This is a genomic window from Mesorhizobium metallidurans STM 2683, assembly GCF_000350085.1.
GTDB classification, from domain to species: Bacteria; Pseudomonadota; Alphaproteobacteria; order Rhizobiales; family Rhizobiaceae; genus Mesorhizobium; species Mesorhizobium metallidurans.
Genome location: NZ_CAUM01000159.1, coordinates 1 through 16976, shown reverse-complemented (window position 1 = coordinate 16976; position 16976 = coordinate 1). Strand labels below are relative to the sequence as shown.

Here is a 16976-nt window from a genome sequence, read left to right as displayed (position 1 = left end):
CCGTGTGCGGGCATACGCCTGCGGCTGACGCGACAGCCTTCGGCGTTCGCCCGCTCAACACTGCTTCACAATACGCTCGGAGCGGCGTCAGACGGGCATCCTTGTGCATGTTCATCCGGTCCTCCGAGGAAACACTGAGTCTCGCAACCTCAGCTTTCCCGCCGGGGACCGGATGGACAGCCTATTGAAAGCTCACATTCAGCTAGTGTCCGTCCAAAACCTATTATTTTGTTGCGTTTAGTTGGCGACTCAATGGGCAGCGCCTTCGAAGCTGAGTGGTCGGCATCATGGGTGTAATAGCCGGGGGAGGGCTTTCTGGCGAGAACACGCGCACAGCCAGCGACCGGCGAGCGCCGGTCCATCTCAACCTAGTCGAATGGATGTCAGGTTGGGCTGAGATGGGCGAAGAGGGCGAGGTTGTAAGCCACCACTGAGGACCAGACGTAAGTCTTGAAGTGGTCGAGCCCGCGCCAAGTGCAGCGTCCCAGACCATAGGCCCGTTTGAGGCAGGAGATGCCGGCGCGGAAGTTTCTGAGCTTGCGGTAGACCCAGCGGCTTTTGACCATGTCTTCGATCTTGAGGCCGGTCTTTTTGTGGAAGGCCATGTCGCTGATGCCGAGCTCCTTGGCCTGGCGCAGATTGTTGCGGCTGGCATAGCCGCCGTCGGCTGCCGCCTGCTGCGGCGCCTCGCCATAGAAGGCGATGTGGCGTTCCAGCATCGGCAAGAGACGCTCGCTATCAGCCGGGTTGCCGGCTTCGATGACGAGATCGAGGATCAGTCCGCTTCTGCCGCTGGTGAGGTTGATTTTATGGCCATATTGGACGTCGCGGCTGCCCTTGACGATGATTTCGGCATGCAGCTCGAACAAGCTCACCAGCTTCTCGCCGGCCGGCACCGCCTCGCCGGCCAGCACCCGCCGCTCGGTCTGGGCGATGCTTCGCTCGATCAGCAGCCGGTAGTGGCAGACAACGGCCTGCCAGAGTTCGCCGGCCGGGCCCGACGCCAAGGGCAATTGCGCCGCCGCCTGGTTCAGATACTCCAGGGTTTTGTGGGTGATTGTGAGCAGCTCGCGGTAGCGCTTGGTCCGTTTCGGGCGACCGCGGACAAACTGGATCAGCCGGCCCGCTTCTTTGCCGCGCGGCAGTGATCGTGCCATGGGATGGTGCTGCCCAAGGCATCGGCGCATCGAGAAGCCGCACCATCACCCGCACGCAGTCCCACAAAAGACTACTGTCGCTCGGCTCGTGCATTAGCGCTGCGGTGACGGTGCTGTCGACACGCACCACCTTGCCGCTTCCATCTTGTCCTGCCGGGCGCTCAAAAGCAGCGTCCGATTGATTCTTCCTAGGTCTCGGCCGAAGCACGCTGATCGTCTTGTGCAAGACTGACTTCTTCGGGCTCCACCCCACGGCAGCCGGGCAAAAGCTCGGAACGAGGCGGAGTCTTCCGGATGGAAGGCCAGCTCTTGATAGCTCAGTTGGCTGTGCTGCTTGAGCAAAGCGCAGCGCAGCACGGCCTCCGCCGGCAGGTTTCGCTTGACCCCATGCCTGCAAGTCCCCAGCCACTAACTCGAGCAGGTCGCGATGGGCGTCCAGCCATTGCGACATCGCTTTCAGTTCACAGCCGAGTCGTGTCCGGAGAAAAGATCGAATATACTGCTCTGGACGGTGCGCGTTCTTGACGCATTGTTGGCTCCGGCGGTTGCGGATGTGTCGTTAGAATCAGTCGATTGACCTAAAGTGCACCTGAAACCGCCGGGCTTTACCTGCGGAAACATCGCGGTTCTTTCAACAAATCAGTAGCTTGCCCTTTATGGATGGGCACCTAGCAGGCGGTGACGGCCGCGATCAGGCGTAGCAGAAACTCTTTGGAAATGGCTGTCGGAGCCTTCTCGTGCAGTTCGACGAAGGCGAACTTCGAGGTTCGGTCGATGGCGACGAACATGTGTAGCTTGCCCTGTTCGGTTCGGACCTCCGCGATATCAATGTGGAAGAAGCCGATCGGATGGGCCTTGAACTTCTTCTTAGCCGGCCTGTCGCCCTCGACATCCCGGAGCCGGCCGATGCCATGGCGTTGCAGACAGCGATGCAATGAAGACCGCGTCAGGAGCGGGATGGTCGCTTGAAGCGCATAGAGGCAGTCGTCGAGCGGCGGCAGCGTGTAGCGGCGGAAAGCGACAAAACGGCCTCTTCCTCGGCAGACAGAACCGTCGATCTCGGCTCCCTGGGGCCGGTGGGCAGATCGGCGGTCGAACTCCGCTCGCCAGCCATCTGAAAACGCGATGGCCTGGTCCCGGATATTATATTGGCCAACGCAAAAGCCGCGTGCGCATACTTAGTAGGTTGTGGATCGAACTGCATCCGCCTGTCAAGCAGTCCGGAAAGATGAAAGTGCAGATCAAAGACATCCTTCTCGCGCCCGGGAGTGGCGCATTTTTCTATGACGACCAAGCTGCTATCAGAGCCGGCGCAACCCAGGATGGTTTCATGTATCCCGGCGAACCGATAACGCCCGGGTTCACGTCCATCCGCGCTCCGGCTTCTTCGCTCAGCGTCGGGCTTGCTCTCACCGACGACACCGTTGTTTGGGGCGACATGGTGGGCGTTCAATACTCTGGTGCCGGCGGACGCGATTCTTTGTTCGAAACTGCTCAAATCTCGGACTTGACGTCGCGGGTTGTGGTGCCGCGGCTTCTGGACGTCGATGCATCTTGCTACCTCGATGCCTGTGCGAAGGTCTTCCAGCCCTTCGAGCACAAGCGGTTACCTCTCGCAATTGAGTATGGCGTCAGCCAAGCTCTTCTTCGCGCAGCCGCCCATCTCCACCGCAGAACGATGGCAGAGGTCGTATGCAGTGAATTTGACCTGCCGCTGCCAACGCGCAGGGTCCCGATCTACTGCCAGAGCGGCGATGCTCGCGAAATCAATGTTGACAAAATGATTTTGAAGGCCGTGGATGTGCTTCCCCACGGCCTGATTAACTCGCGGCAGAAGTTCGGCGCCGACGGCCAGACCTTCGTGGAGTTCGTGAAGTGGGTTGCAGCCCGTACGCGCCAAATCGGCCGTCCGGGATATCATCCGGTGCTGCATTTCGATGTGTATGGCTGGATCGGCCTGGAAATGGGTCTGGAGCCGCAAAGCATGGCGGACTTCATCTGCACGGTTGCAGATATCGTCCCGGATTTCACGCTCAACATCGAGTCGCCGGGGGACTTTGGTTCGACCCAAGCTCAAATTGAGAACTACGCCAAAATCGTATCGATTTTGGACAACCGGGGATCCAACGCTCGCATCGTCGTGGATGAGAGATGCAATACGCTTGAGGACATTCGGCTCTTTGCCGAAGCCAAGGCCGCGCATCTGGTCCAAATCAAGACGCCCGATGTCGGCTCATTAGTTGACACGGCACGTGCCGTGCTCCTCTGCAAAGAGAACGAGGTAGGGGCGTATGTCGGGGGAAGCTGTACCGAGACAGATCTCTCCGCCCAAGCTTCTGTCCAAGTATCTGTGGCGACTCAGGCCGACATGATGCTCGCAAAGCCCGGAATGGGTGTCGACGAGGCATTTTCCATCGTCGGAAACGAACAGAACCGGTTGTTCGCGGTGCTGAACCGTCGTCGAGCTCGAGCCGAAAACGTTTGGATGAGAAGCACGGTGTCGCATGCAGAATAGCCTTGAGGGGATCACCGTCGTAGCCGTGGAACAGGCTGTGGCCGCGCCTTATGCGTCATCTCGCCTTGCCGATGCCGGCGCCCGAGTGATCAAGATTGAACGGCCGGAAGGGGACTTTGCCCGAAACTACGACGAGTTGGTGCGGGGACAGAGCGCTTACTTCGTCTGGCTCAACCGGGGTAAGGAGTCGGTCTGTCTGGACCTGAGATCGGAGGCGGACCGCGAGGTTCTCGACACGCTCATTGCCAGTGCAGACGTGTATATCCAGAATTTGAAACCGGGCAGCATCGAAAAACTAGGTTTCGCGTCTGCGGATCTCCGTCGACGTTTTCCGCGGCTGATCACCTGCGACATCTCTGGTTTCGGGGAGAAAGGGCCGTATTCCCATTTGAAGGCCTATGATCTCATCGTCCAGGCCGAAACTGGTCTGTGTGCGATCACCGGAACGCAACAGGGGCCCGCCCGTGTGGGTGTGTCGGTTTGCGACATCTCGGCAGGCATGACCGCGCATAGCGCCATTCTTCAGGCGCTATATCACCGTGAGGTCACCGGCGACGGGACAAGCATCCAGGTGTCACTGTTCGATGCCGTCGCCGACTGGATGAACGTGCCGGTTCTCCAAAACGACTACAGCGGCTATTATACCGTGCGCGCGGGCGTGAAACACCCGTCGCTCGCGCCGTATGGCGCCTATCGCTGTGCCGACGGCAAATACGTCATCTTCTCCGTCCAGAATGACCGTGAATGGGTGAATTTCTGCGAAAAGTTCCTGAAGCAGCCGGGGCTCACGCGCGCACCTGGTTTTGCCGATAATATGGAGCGCCTCGGTCACCGTGCGCAACTCGATGAGATCATTGAACGGCGGTTTTCTGAACTATCCTGCCATGAAGCGATGCGGGAGCTTGAGGCCGCCGGTTTGGCATGCGGCCGACTGAACGAAGTCGCGGATGTTTCAAAGCATCCACACATTCGCAAGGTGCAGGTCGGAACACCCGAAGGAACCATCGAGACGATAGCGCCGGCGGCGATCTTCAACTCTGAGCACCTATCGCTGCGCCCAGTTCCGGCTCTTGGCGCTCATACCGAGGCTGTCCGCGAGGAGGTTCTGGGACGTTTGCGCGAAAGAGCCGCATCAGCATGAGCATGGCTTGTCGGTAATGGGGCGCGATCGCGACGTACAGAGTGCATGCCTACTGCTTACCTTTTCCCGTCCCACGGCCGCCCAGCCAGCTCACTGACGCAGCCCGCGCTAAACCGGCAGCAGAAGCTATTTCATGAAGCACACTGTTTCGGCTATTGATAGCACGATGTCTGTTCCCCGCTGGAGATCTCTGCTCTTCGTTCCCGCTCATGTTCCGCGTTTTGTGGAGGCGGCTCATGAGCGCGGGGCAGATGGCGTCATAATCGACCTTGAGGACTCCGTACCCCAGGATCACAAAGATGAGTCACGACGGCAGCTTTCTGCATCCGTGGCAAAGGTGGGCCGCAAGGGCGCATTCGTTTTAGTTCGCGTGAATCGCAGTTTGCGTGCCTTGGCGGCAGATCTCGATGCAGCCGTGATGGCGGGTGTTGATGGACTTGTTCTTCCCAAGACGGATTCGGCAGAATGGGTAGCAGAGGTCGCGAATGCGGTAACGGAACTTGAACGAGAAAGAAATCTTGTGCCGGGCCAAATCCGGTTCCTTGCACAGATCGAGACCCCGGCTGCATTGCAAAATCTCTCGGCCATTGCGTCGGCCGATTCCAGGATGGTTGCAATGGCACTGGGCCCTGAAGATTTCAGTGCCGCTGTTGGTGGCTCCCCGGAGTTCGACCTTCTGTTGGCGCCGAACCTTTCCGTCCTGTTTGCCGCCCGTGCGGCTGGGTTGCTACCGCTTGGCTTCGTAGGAAGCATCGGCGAGTTCTCAGACAATGATAAACTTCGTGAAGCTGCGGCGCACGCGCGGCGGCTTGGCTTTGTCGGAGCTTTGGCGGTCCACCCGACCCAGGTGGCCATATTCAATGAGGCTTTCTCGCCAAGCAACCAGGAACTCGAGTGGGCCCTTAGAGTCCTCACGGCGGAGAATGATGCCTCGGCGCAGGGCAGAGGTGCTTTCGCCTTGGACGGAAAGATGGTCGATGCACCGGTCATTCGAAGGGCCCGTGAAATCATCGCCATTGGCCCGAAGGCCTAGCTGGGCGTCTGTGTCCTTCGTCCGTTTCAAATTCACGGGTGGGCATTTCGGCGAAGCAGGTTGCCGCCCATGGCCACGAGGATCATGGTGTGAGAGACGTCGATGCGCTGCTCGTAGTCGCACGAGGCGTCGCCATGTCCATGAGCTTTAGCCGATCGTAGGCGCCGTCGGCGAACAGATGCTTGACCCCAGGGCCAGCGCCGATCCAGGAGCGTCGGCGCTATCGGAGATGTCGGCCGGCGGCAGGTTGACCATCAACAGCCGCCCATCCGTATCGACCGCGATACGAGGTTGCGTCCGACGATCTCTTTTCCAGCGTCGTAATCCCTTGTTCTTGCTTGCAGAGCCTTGACCGACTGGCTGTCGATCACCGCCGCCGAAGGGCTCGCCTCGCGCCCGGCTTGGCTCACGATCCAGCATCAGAGCCACGTCGTGGATGGTCTGGAACAGAAACCGCCGCGAACGTGGCACAATTATTGCTGTTGCGTCATCGCATTTCGAGATAGATTATATCCATCGGAGTCCACCCTCGGATGAGTCCCAGTGGAAATCAGGCAGTTAAGATATTTCGTCGGCGTGGTCGAAGCAGGCAGTTTTACGAAGGCCGCTGGTTTCCTTAATGTCGCCCAGAGTGCGCTGAGCCTGCATGTGCGTCAACTGGAGGAAGGCTTCGGCACTCAGCTGCTGATACGCGACAGGACCGGCGTGAGCGTGACGGCGTCAGGAGCCAAACTGCTCGAGCGAGCGCGGGCTATTCTCAAGGAGATTCGACTCACCGAGGCGGAGTTGACCAATACAGCCGCTTCCCCTGCCGGAGAGGTGACCATTGGCATTCCGTCCGGGGCCGCTCGCGTCCTGAGCGGCCCGCTTCTTGAATCGGTAAGAACCGAACTTCCGAGGGTCTCCCTCAAGATGGTCGAGGGTATGACGGGTCCGCTGGAGGAGTGGATGGCTGCCGGGCGCTTCAATCTGGCGGTTCTCTACCGCACCGCAGACAGTGTAGGGCGAATGACGGTCCTGGCGCGCGAAGACCTCTGTCTGGTAGTGCCGTCAGGTGAACCGCCTTTCGAAGAGTCGATATCTCTGGCGGACCTGCATGCGTTCCCGCTGGCGGTTCCCATGCGCAATAACAATGTCAGACGTTCGGTGGCTGACGTCGTCGCACAACACGGTTGCGCGCTGGACGTCAAGTTTGAAGTGGACTCGCTCTCAACGATCATCAACATGGTCATAGAGGGAAAAGCCCATTCTATTCTCGCCCCCTCCGCCGTTCAAAAAGAAACCTCTCAAGGGCTTGTTCGAACGGTCAAAATCGTCGATCCGGTGATTACTCGCTCCGTCGTGCTTGCCGTAAATCCGAAAGATGAGCGTTCTGCGGCCGTCGCCGCGCTCCGCAAGCTCATCCCCAAGGTCGCCAGAGAATTAATTGAGAGCCGGGGCTGGGCAGCCGCGGCCCCTGACGCGGCCTGATAATCCTTCGACCTTTAAGGCAATGCCTATTGCGCGATCAGGATCAGATCGATCTGGATTCCAGATGGATTTCGGCATCAATCGATATTTGACCCGACGCGACCATCGCGATGAAACTGGGTCGAGCGAGTTTCAGCGGTTTCGATATCGAAACGGCGCTCGTATGGCCAGAATTCACACAGTGGAGCCCGCGATGTCCGACGCCAGGAGCTACGAGCTCTTCATAAACGGCAAATGGCGAGCCGGTGGTAGCCGAGCCTCTCTGCCCGTAGTTAATCCCGCGACTGAGAAGGTATTTGCCTCGGTCGCCTCGGCGACCGTTTCCGATCTGGATGGGGCTCTTGCTTCGGCAGAACGGAGCCGCAAGGCTTGGTCTTCACGAGCAGCCAAAGATCGGGGCGAGATCCTGTTAGCAGCCGCGAAAATCTTGGCAACGAAGATTGAAGCAGCAGCCAGGGACCTGTCGGCCGAACAGGGAAAGACGGTTGCCGAAGCGATAGGTGAGTACGCGCGCGCCGTCGAAACGCTGGAGTGGAACGGCAGGCATGCCGAAGAGTTGTCGGCCCAGATTCCGTTAGGCCCGAACAGGATGATCGTCCCGGAGGCGCTCGGTGTCGTTGCTGCCTTTACGCCGTGGAACTATCCAGCCGTTCTCATCGCCCGCAAGCTCGGCCCCGCGCTGGCGGCAGGCTGCCCGGTGATCCTCAAAGGGGCTGAAGAGACCCCGAGCGTAGCGGTCCATATCATTGAATCGTTGTGCCAAGCAGGTGTTCCGGACGGCGTGGTCAGTCTGGTCTTCGGTGTCCCGGTACATATATCGCGGCATCTGCTCAGTTCGTCAATTGTGAAGATTCTGACTTTCACGGGTTCAACCGCCGTTGGAAAACAGCTGGCCACGCTAGCCGCGAATAATTTGCAGCGCTGCATCCTTGAACTCGGTGGACACTCGCCGGTTATTGTGTGCGAGGATGCCGACCTCGCAAAGGCTATACCGGCTATTTCGGAATATAAGTTCGAGTGTGCGGGCCAGAGCTGCAATGCGCCCAGCAGGATTCTTGTCGCTCGGTCTCTGTATGAGGAATTCTTGTCCCGGATGACGGATGCGGCGCGCAAGATCAGGATCGGGCTCCCAGACGACCCTGCAACGGACATGGGTCCGATGGCGAACGCGCGGCGAATCGAGGCGATGCAGCGCCTGACCAGGGATGCGGTCGAACGGGGCGCCCGCATCGAAACCGGTGGCACCCGCCTTGACCGACCGGGCTTTTACTGGCCGCCAACCATCCTGTCGGGGGTGCCGAAGCAAGCGAGAGTGCTTCATGAAGAGCCGTTCGGGCCCATCCTTACCGTTGCGCCGTTCGACACGCTCGATGGGGCGATCGAGGAAGCCAATGCCACTGAGTACGGCTTGGCCGCTTACTTCTTCACGGAAGCTGCCGATACACAGCGAAAGCTGACCAACAGTCTTTCGGCAGGCGCTGTCAGTGTGAATTACCTGAAAGGGGTTTCCGCGGACGCCCCTTATGGGGGTATCAAGCAGAGTGGCTACGGATATGAAGGCGGCGAGCAGGGGGTCCGAAGCTTTCAAATCCTCAAAATGGTCAACGGCCTCAGCTCATTTGGATGAATCCGGTGGGAAATAGAACACGGACCATCGCCGGCAAGGACATCACAAGGAGCGTGGCCGACGCGCTTCAGTATATCTCGTACTACCATCCTCCAGATTACATCCGGTCTCTTTCGCAGGCCTACGTGCGCGAACAGAGCCCGGCGGCGAAGAATGCCATTGGGCAGATTCTGCTGAACTCCCGCATGGCGGCCTTCGGGCAGCGGCCAATCTGCCAGGACACCGGCCTTGTGGTGGTCTTCGCCAAGGTCGGAATGGACGCTCGCATCAAATCCACGGTCAGTTTCGCAGACCTCGTCAATGAGGGCGTCCGTCAGGCATATCTCGACCCGGACAATCCCCTTCGGGCATCGATCGTTGCCGATCCGCTCGCCGGACGGGTGAACACGCGTGACAACACGCCGGCAGTCGTCCACGTCGACCTTGTGCAAGGTAACCAGATTGAGATCACGATTGCCGCAAAAGGCGGCGGGTCAGAGAACAAGGCACGCTTCACCACCTTGAACCCCAGCGCATCAGTTGCCGATTGGGTGGTTGACACAGTCTCGTCGCTTGGCAGTGGATGGTGTCCGCCCGGCCTGATCTCTGTTGGTATCGGTGGTAGCGCTGAAAAGGCGATGCTGCTGGCCAAGGAGGCCATGAACGAGCCCATCGACATGTCGGAACTGATAGCCAAGGGGCCCTCGAGCCCGGAGGAGGCACTTCGGATCGAGCTTTATGAGCGGATTAATGCACTTGGCATCGGCGCCCAAGGCCTTGGGGGCCTGACGACAGTCGTTGATGTCAAAGTTGCCACCTATCCTACTCATGCCGCGTCCAAGCCCGTGGCACTGATCCCGCAATGCGCCGCAAACCGGCACCTGAGATTTTCCTTGGATGGTTCTGGACCAGTCAGGCTGGAGCCGCCCGATTTGCGCGAATGGCCCGACATTGGAACCGACGAATTGAGTCCAGCCGACGTTCGAAGGGTCAATCTCGGTGCATTGACGAAGGAACAGACGGCATCGTGGCGCTGCGGTGAAACGCTTCTCCTATCCGGAAAGATGCTTACAGGCCGTGATGCCGCTCACAAGCGAATCGTCGAGTTGATCGACGCCGGCAAGCCGCTTCCGGTCGATCTGAGGGGGCGCGTGATTTATTATGTTGGCCCCGTCAGCGCCGTGAGGGATGAGGTCGTTGGACCAGCTGGCCCAACGACCTCCAGCCGCTTGGACGATTTTACGGATAAGGTGCTCGCCACAACCGGGCTTTTCGCAATGGTGGGCAAAGCGGAGAGGCGACGGGCGGCGATCGAGTCGATTGTAAGACACAAGACGCCATATCTTATCGCAGTGGGGGGGGCCGCCTACCTGATATCAAAATCAATCAAGTCAGCGCGGATCGTTGCCTTCGAAGACCTTGGCATGGAAGCAGTCTATGAATTCGAGGTGCAGGACATGCCGGTCATCATGGCTGTCGATGTCGAAGGAAACTCCATTCACAATTCTGGGCCTCTTGAATGGCGTAAGCGCATGGCTGCGGAGAGCATCGCACGAAATATTGGCGTTTGAGCTCTTCCCTGGCCAGTACCGGTGGTTCGCATCAATTCCATGTCGACAACGGCGTTAGAGCAGAAGTCATGAAGGCAAAACTCAATCCTGTGCGCCTCGACGCCTGGGATATCCGGATTCTTTCAGCGATTCAGTCAGACGGTAGAATTTCAAAAAGCGAGCTTGCAAAGCGCGTTCATCTGTCGGCTTCGGCTTGCTCGGATCGGCTCCGTGCGCTCGAAGCTGGAGGAATTATTGAGGGATTCTACGCGCGGCTGAGTCCGGCCCTCATCAGTGGCATGATCTTTGTAATGGTGGAGGTCGTGCTGGACCGTCATCGCCTCGAAGACCAAAGACATTTCGAGGTTGCGATCCAAGAATTTCCGGAAATCTTGGATTGCTGGGCAATCGGGGGGAGGATCGATTATCTGATGCGAGTCGCATCTCTTTCCATGGCTGCCTATCAGGATTTCATGGAGGGATTGCTGCAGGCAGGCCTTGGGATCGATCAATATTATAGCCTTGTCGTGACCAAACCTGTGAAATCCAATGCGCCGATCCCCTTGTCTTCACTAAGGCAGCGCTAATCTCCCCAGGCCTTGTTTTCCACGGGATTGGATCTCCATTCCGCGAATTCCGTGGTCAAACACGCGCATTCCCGTGAAACACAAAACAACGGCTCCCGTATAAGAGGCGGCTGGTCGCGTGTCCCCTCAACCAAACGCGGCAAGAGGGATGATGCGCCTGAGCAAGCTGAAAATCGAGCAACTGCGAGAGAAGGATCGAAGCCTGTGGCTCCGAAAGAGAAGTTCAAATTCAAAATCGCGAACGAAAATTACGAATGGGACAACCAATCCATAACCGGCGCTGAGGTAAGAGGCGTAGGTCCTGGCATACCAGATAGCATGGACTTGTATGTGAAAATGCCGGGCCAGCCCGGCTGGCTGGTTGGGCGTGACGACTAATCGATCTGCGGCAGCCGGGGATCGAAAAGTTTTACGCCCAGGATGCAAGTTCGGAAGCGGGGAATCGGTAATGTCCCTATTGCTCGATTCTGACTACGAGATACTTAAGAAAGCCGGCGTCGACTTTGAAGAAGAAGAGACTGCCCGTTTTCTTATATTCAAAAACTTTCCGCTACCGAGAGACATCTATCTGGCAGATGGAAAGCCGGTGGATGCGGCCGATGTTTTGTATGTCATTCCGCAGAATTACAATAGCTCGGGGGGTGACATGTTCTGGGTTCATCCACGCCTCCTTCGGGCTGACGGCAAGCCAATACCAAATACCGGCGGGCCCGGTCCCAACGAGGATACCCGGGCTCATAAAGGGACGGTGTTTTGCCGGTGGTCCAGGCACTGGGGCAATAATCCCTGGAGGCCAAAGCTCGACGACGTCCAGACCATTATTGACCGGGTTTCGTGGGCGTTCAAATACCCTGACGCGAGGCGCTCATGAACGGACATCGCATTTCGATTGCAGGTTCGCTCGACGATAAGCTCAAGAGCTGGTTGACCGGGCACCCTGACGGTGACGAGCGCGGCGCGCTGGTTCTCTTCCGCAAAATGGAGAGAACTGTACTGGGTCTGCCGCCCTCAGCGCGTTTCGTGGCTGTTGATGTGATTGAGATGGATGGCGACTGGGTACTGGACAGCTCCCCGGCGCACTTGCGCATCAATCTTCGCAAGTTCCAGGATATCTACTTTCGTTGCGAGCAGGAGCGGCTCGAGCTGGGGTTCGCCCACAGTCATCCAAGGGGCGGTCTGGATTTCTCGATCAAGGATGATCAGAACGAACAAAGCATTCTGAGGGGATACGCTGGCTGCAACGGCCCTGAGGTGTCACTTGTTGCGATGATTTTGGCCGACCGACATTGGCGTGCGAGAGTTCGGCCGGGTGCGGCCCCTCACCGCGTGACTGACGTCCGGCATGTCTGTGTGCTCGGGACGAAGCTGGTAGTTCACATGACCAAGACGGGCGATGCTGCACCTTCGGAAGTGCTAAGGCGCCAAGAGGCTGCCTTTGGCGAACCATTCAACGAGAAGCTCAGGTCATTGCGCGTAGCAATCGTCGGAGGAGGCGGAACCGGGTCTTCAGTCGCCACACTCATCGCCCGCGCGGGTGTAGGCGAACTCATCATTATCGATGGCGATTTGCTCGAAGATAGCAATCTCAACCGCGTCCGCGGTTATCGCCGTTGCGATGTAGGCGAGAGCAAAGCTGCCACGTTAGCCCGATACATACGAGATCTGGGCCTGATGGTGACTGTCGTTGCCATTGAGGCTTATGTGAACGAGTCTCCAGAAGCGGTCGATGCGATTTCCAGCGCCGACCTAGTGTTCGGCTGTACTGACGATGTCGCTGGAAGAGAAGTTCTCAATCAAGCAGTGTACTACTACTGCCAAGGGCTTATCGACTGCGGGCTCACCGGCAAGATTGGTCTGGACCAGAAGCAGCAGCCGTACCTACGTGACCATAGAGGCCGCGTTAGCACAGTTCTTCCCGAATCTGGTGGGTGCTTAAGATGCCAAGGCGTCGTCACCGAGGAAAAGCTCAGTTACGAGAGTGCACTTAAGGCGCGTCCGAATCTGGCGGACCTGGATCCAGAGACGCTCCGGGCGGAGTACTACCTGGTCGGGGGCGGGGAGCGGGCGCCCGGAGTCGGGCCCTTCACCAGTGCGACTGCCGATATGGCCGTAGCGACATTGTTTGATCTGGTGCGCCCCTATCGGCGGCTTCCGAGCGACATCCGCCGTGACAATATATGGTACGATTTCGTGCATATGGTGATTTACAGCAATATGCCAAAGGACAACGCTGATTGTTTTTGCTGCGGTCCACATGGCTTATTGCTCGCACCGGAGAATGGCTCCCGGCTCAGCATGCCGTCACTCGGCAAGCTGTGTTAATTCACATGTGGTCTTGGCTGCTACGACTCCAGCGGTGGCTTGAGGAAATGATTCTCGGTCCACGCAGTCCAAAAAACACCGGCGGACCGAAATCCTTCTGAGGCACCGCCCCCCGACATATTTTTCGCTCGTAGCGAAGTAGTTGAAAAGACGCCTTCGAATGACACGGTTCGGGCAGGACAGTTCATCAGCGTGGTGCACAAAGGCCGACCATACTGGGCACTCTTTAGGTGCCCCTGTGGGTGTGGCGATGTGGTTTCGTTACCAACGCATCCGCCACATAACCCCAGGTGGCGCATTGAGGTGAGCCTGGAGGGCCGGCCAACGTTGCATCCCTCTGTTTGGAGAACCAAAGGATGCCTAAGCCATTTCTGGCTTGAGGACACCGGTGTCGAGCCTTGGCGAGCCCGACCAGACATATATGCAAGAAAGCTCTAGAGCACGTCCTGGAGTCGACGACGCGTCTGGTGTGAGGACGGCCACTGCTGATGTGCTGATAATGCAATCCACTTTGATTAGGTGGATGATGGCAAGAGCGACCTTGGATGGCGTCTTGTGCGCTCCGAATCGCCGCATATTGTTACGGGAACACGCTAGAACGCCGTATCCGCTGAATATCCGCGCGTGGACGCCGCGTCAGCTGACGTGGCCCAGTTCGATGCTACAAGGCTTCATCATCGGATGGCTAATGGGTGCAGCATAAAGACATCACATCGGGCGAGATGGCTAGAGCGGCAAAGACCGAGCGGTCTACGCGGATTGATCCGGAACTTCGGGGCGACTGGCCGTTTTGGCACGGTGGTAGGTGCAAAGATCTCGTTGTGGATTACGCCGACGCATTCCTCACCTATGTCGATCAGATCTGCGTTGATCTTCAGGAGGAGACCCTGGCGTCCGCTGATTGGCAAAGATACACCTTCAGGCCTGATTTTCACGGCATCTGATCCCGATTCCGCAAATTCATCGGCCAAAAACGTGCATTCCCGCGAAACTCGAGAGGTGTTTCCGGTATACTGGTCGCTAATGAGCTGGCCGGCCGAGTGCCTCAGCCATTGTGTCGCGAGAAGGGGGGGCATGCGCTTGAGCAATCTGGGAACCGAGCAACTCCGGGAGAAGGATCGAAGCTTCGTCTTTCATCCGTCTACCCATCTGGCCAAGCACAGCCGGGGCGAGACGCCAAATAGGATTATGGCCGGTGCAGAAGGCGTCTACATCTGGGATACCGAAGGCCGAAAGAGCCTCGACGGTTTCGGAGGGCTCTACTGCGTCAACATGGGATATGGATGCACGGAGATTGCCGAGGCTATCGCGCGGCAAGCGCATGAGCTGCCGTTCGCGCACGTCTATGCCAGCCAAGGTACGGAGCCGGTCGCCCTTTTGGCAGAGGCCGTGGTCGAGTATTTCGGTCAGAACATGCGAAGGGTCTATTTCGGCCTCTCCGGTTCCGATGCCAACGAAACCAATATCAAACTGGTCTGGTACTATAATAACATCCTCGGCCGGCCCGAAAAGAAAAAGATCGTCGCACGAAATCGCGGCTATCACGGATCTGGGTTGGTCACCGGTAGCCTGACGGGCCTTCCCTTCTTTCACAATTTCTTCGACTTGCCTCTGGATTTGGTGCGCCATACAACAACGCCGCACTACTACCGCCAGGCGCATACCGGGGAGAGCGAGGAAGCGTTCTCCCGGCGCTGTGCCGATGAGCTTGAAGCGTTGATCCTGGCCGAAGGCCAGGAGACGGTTGCAGCTTTTGTCGGAGAGCCGGTACTTGGGACAGGAGGTATTGTGCCGCCCCCCACAGGGTACTGGACGGCTATTCAAGCGGTGCTCGACAAGTACGATATCCTTCTCATCGCCGATGAAGTGGTCTGCGGCTTCGCGCGGACCGGCGAGAAGTTCGGTTCCCACCTCTATGACATGCGTCCGGATTTCGTGACGATCGCCAAGGGTTTGAGTTCCGCCTACCTCCCTATATCCGGGTCAATCATTGGCGATCGTGTCTGGTCGGTTTTGGAACAAGGAACTGAAAAGCACGGCGCACTCGGCCATGGCTGGACATATTCGGGGCACACGCTCTGTGCTGCAGCCGCGCTCGCCAATATTCGACTGCTCAAAGAAAAAAATATTTTGGAGCATGTTCGCGAAGTTGGACCATATTGGCAAGACCGGATGAAGGCCGAGCTGGCGGGACATCCCATCGTTGGTGAAGTTCGCGGAGTGGGTATTCTGTCCGCAGTAGAGATAATGCGGGACCCGAAGCAAAGGATACCATTTGAAGCCGACCTTCAGGTTGGGGTGCGCACTGCAGCTGCTCTGTTTGAGAATGGTGTGATCGGACGGGCCATGCCGCATGGCGACATCCTAGGCTATGCGCCACCTCTGATCATTACCCGAAAAGAGATCGACATCATTGTCGACGCGACAGCGAAGTCGGTCGATACGATCTATCGCGCGCTGAAGGCCGAGGGTGCGGTATGATCATGGCGAAATCGTTGGATTGTTGCCGGCTTGACCTGGTGGAACCTTGGCGCCCGGTAAGGTGCTGAAATCTTGGAAGCGACCGCCCTTCCGTGCACTCACTGGGCTGGCAGTGGAATTTGCCCCAACAAAAGAACAACCCGTTGCAGAGTCGAGGCGCGAACGTCGAATAACCTGCCGCCGCTGACTGGTCGCCACGTAGCAGCGACCTAAGCGCGGCGCGCCCTGCCGGTGTACCTCCCCATCGGCAGGGCCATGTTCAAAATGCTGGATGAGAGTGGCTGCATTGCGTCATCAAAGGCCTGAGCAGGGGTGACCGTATGTCGGTATGACACATCGAGATATCCGTATGACAAATCGAGCTTCCCCATCTCCGCCAAGAAACTACTGCCCAGCGTTGTAAGCCTCCGTTGGCGAAGTACATTAAGCAGCCGACTCTGAGCCATCTGCGCCTGCGCACGCTCGCTCGAATGCGGATTGGATAGAGTCGTCCTGCGGCAACTGCGGTTGGCAACGGCTTGTGCCGCTGTGGAGGCGGTGGTCACATGCCGACCAATGCCGGCGAGATAGGTCGCGGCCGCCTTAGGACCTACGCGTCATGGTGGGGACAACAAACATCAAGGCATGGCGAAGGACATGCAAATTGTCTTTGAAAGATTTTTGGAACGGCTTTCAGAAAGCGTCGATGAGGCTGATCTCCGCGGCGCCCTGGCCGATGTCGCCTCAGGACTCGATCTGCTCGCTTTTGCCTACCTCTCCTTGCCCCCGCGGTCTGATGGCAAACCCACGCTGATCTCGAATTATCCGGCGCCCTGGACAGCACGTTATCTTGAGAACCGATATCAGAGTGTCGACCCCGTCATTGTGCGTGCACGCGGTGGCGGATGCCCGTTTCGTTGGGGATCCGATCTGAGCGGCGAGGAGCCTGCAGGGGCTCAGGTGTTCGAGGAAGCGGCGCAGTTTGGCATCTGCTGCGGCATGACGATCCCGATTGTTGACCGCCGAGGGAATTTTGCAGCGATAACGTTTGCCGCTGACAAGCCCGACGCTGTATTTTTCCGCGCCGCAGAACGCCACGAAGAAGGTCTCCCGTATATCGCGACCTGTTTTCATA

General features: G+C 58.1%; 13 protein-coding genes and 4 pseudogenes. 13 read left to right on the top strand and 4 right to left on the bottom strand.

Annotated elements, in window-relative coordinates; translation table 11 throughout:
- The 3 pseudogenes from MESS2_RS34240 to MESS2_RS28265 all read right to left on the bottom strand — a co-directional run.
- Positions 1–115, bottom strand: a pseudogene (locus MESS2_RS34240) (IS481 family transposase); the annotation flags it as partial.
- Positions 116–383: 268 nt separating this feature from the next.
- A pseudogene (locus MESS2_RS28270) lies at positions 384–1655 on the bottom strand (ISNCY family transposase).
- Positions 1656–1837: 182 nt separating this feature from the next.
- Positions 1838–2262 (bottom strand): annotated as a pseudogene (locus MESS2_RS28265) (transposase family protein); the annotation flags it as partial.
- 129 nt (positions 2263–2391) lie between these two features.
- Here MESS2_RS28265 and MESS2_RS28260 point away from each other — a divergent pair.
- The 3 genes from MESS2_RS28260 (at position 2392) to MESS2_RS28250 (ending at position 5846) form a co-directional block, all read left to right on the top strand.
- Positions 2392–3672, top strand: a complete 1281-nt coding sequence (locus MESS2_RS28260; protein ID WP_040594189.1) for a methylaspartate ammonia-lyase — start codon at positions 2392–2394, stop codon at positions 3670–3672.
- Positions 3662–4813, top strand: coding sequence for a CaiB/BaiF CoA transferase family protein (locus MESS2_RS28255; RefSeq protein WP_008878040.1), 1152 nt, complete (start codon positions 3662–3664; stop codon positions 4811–4813). Before MESS2_RS28260 ends, MESS2_RS28255 begins: the two co-directional genes overlap by 11 nt.
- Before the next feature lie 133 nt (positions 4814–4946).
- A complete protein-coding gene (locus tag MESS2_RS28250; protein ID WP_008878038.1) occupies positions 4947–5846 on the top strand; it encodes an HpcH/HpaI aldolase/citrate lyase family protein in 900 nt (299 codons plus the stop codon).
- Positions 5847–5878: 32 nt separating this feature from the next.
- Here MESS2_RS28250 and MESS2_RS31675 read toward each other — a convergent pair.
- A pseudogene (locus MESS2_RS31675) lies at positions 5879–6308 on the bottom strand (transposase); the annotation flags it as partial.
- 81 nt (positions 6309–6389) lie between these two features.
- On the opposite strand from MESS2_RS31675, the gene MESS2_RS28245 reads away from it, so the two are divergent.
- From MESS2_RS28245 to MESS2_RS28200, 10 genes are all read left to right on the top strand, one after another.
- Complete coding sequence (locus MESS2_RS28245) at positions 6390–7316, top strand: LysR family transcriptional regulator (protein ID WP_008878036.1); 927 nt, start codon at positions 6390–6392, stop codon at positions 7314–7316.
- Between the two features lie 193 nt (positions 7317–7509).
- On the top strand, positions 7510–8943 hold the full coding sequence (locus MESS2_RS28240) for an NAD-dependent succinate-semialdehyde dehydrogenase (RefSeq protein WP_008878035.1): 1434 nt from the start codon (positions 7510–7512) through the stop codon (positions 8941–8943).
- The gene (locus MESS2_RS28235; protein ID WP_008878034.1) at positions 8940–10493 is read left to right on the top strand and encodes a fumarate hydratase; all 1554 of its coding nucleotides are present in this window, start codon (positions 8940–8942) and stop codon (positions 10491–10493) included. The genes MESS2_RS28240 and MESS2_RS28235 overlap by 4 nt, the downstream gene beginning before the upstream one ends.
- A 68-nt stretch (positions 10494–10561) precedes the next feature.
- Complete coding sequence (locus MESS2_RS28230) at positions 10562–11059, top strand: Lrp/AsnC family transcriptional regulator (protein ID WP_008878033.1); 498 nt, start codon at positions 10562–10564, stop codon at positions 11057–11059.
- 448 nt (positions 11060–11507) lie between these two features.
- Positions 11508–11930: an E2/UBC family protein gene (locus tag MESS2_RS28225; protein WP_008878031.1), complete on the top strand. Its 423-nt coding sequence runs from the start codon at positions 11508–11510 to the stop codon at positions 11928–11930.
- The gene (locus MESS2_RS28220) at positions 11927–13381 is read left to right on the top strand and encodes a HesA/MoeB/ThiF family protein (protein ID WP_008878030.1); all 1455 of its coding nucleotides are present in this window, start codon (positions 11927–11929) and stop codon (positions 13379–13381) included. The genes MESS2_RS28225 and MESS2_RS28220 overlap by 4 nt, the downstream gene beginning before the upstream one ends.
- Before the next feature lie 117 nt (positions 13382–13498).
- Positions 13499–13819 carry a ubiquitination-like system serine protease family protein gene (locus MESS2_RS34235; RefSeq protein WP_482805273.1) on the top strand — a complete coding sequence of 107 codons (321 nt, stop codon included), beginning with the start codon at positions 13499–13501 and terminating at the stop codon, positions 13817–13819.
- Positions 13820–14073: 254 nt separating this feature from the next.
- Entirely contained in the window at positions 14074–14325 is a 252-nt protein-coding gene (locus MESS2_RS28215; RefSeq protein ID WP_157357874.1) for a hypothetical protein, read from the top strand.
- A gap of 130 nt (positions 14326–14455) precedes the next feature.
- The gene (locus MESS2_RS28210; protein ID WP_008878027.1) at positions 14456–15862 is read left to right on the top strand and encodes an aminotransferase; all 1407 of its coding nucleotides are present in this window, start codon (positions 14456–14458) and stop codon (positions 15860–15862) included.
- 624 nt (positions 15863–16486) lie between these two features.
- The coding region (locus MESS2_RS28200; RefSeq protein ID WP_040594187.1) for an autoinducer binding domain-containing protein at positions 16487–16976 on the top strand (490 nt) is incomplete at its 3' end.

What these genes read in the sequence shown, in the direction of transcription:
- MESS2_RS28255 (WP_008878040.1), top strand. Translation starts at nt 3,662, where the DNA reads ATGCAGAATAGCCTTGAGGGGATCACCGTCGTAGCCGTGGAACAGGCT.
- MESS2_RS28250 (WP_008878038.1), top strand. Translation starts at nt 4,947, where the DNA reads ATGAAGCACACTGTTTCGGCTATTGATAGCACGATGTCTGTTCCCCGC.
- MESS2_RS28240 (WP_008878035.1), top strand. Translation starts at nt 7,510, where the DNA reads ATGTCCGACGCCAGGAGCTACGAGCTCTTCATAAACGGCAAATGGCGA.
- MESS2_RS28235 (WP_008878034.1), top strand. Translation starts at nt 8,940, where the DNA reads ATGAATCCGGTGGGAAATAGAACACGGACCATCGCCGGCAAGGACATC.
- MESS2_RS28230 (WP_008878033.1), top strand. Translation starts at nt 10,562, where the DNA reads ATGAAGGCAAAACTCAATCCTGTGCGCCTCGACGCCTGGGATATCCGG.
- MESS2_RS28225 (WP_008878031.1), top strand. Translation starts at nt 11,508, where the DNA reads ATGTCCCTATTGCTCGATTCTGACTACGAGATACTTAAGAAAGCCGGC.
- MESS2_RS28220 (WP_008878030.1), top strand. Translation starts at nt 11,927, where the DNA reads ATGAACGGACATCGCATTTCGATTGCAGGTTCGCTCGACGATAAGCTC.
- MESS2_RS28210 (WP_008878027.1), top strand. Translation starts at nt 14,456, where the DNA reads ATGCGCTTGAGCAATCTGGGAACCGAGCAACTCCGGGAGAAGGATCGA.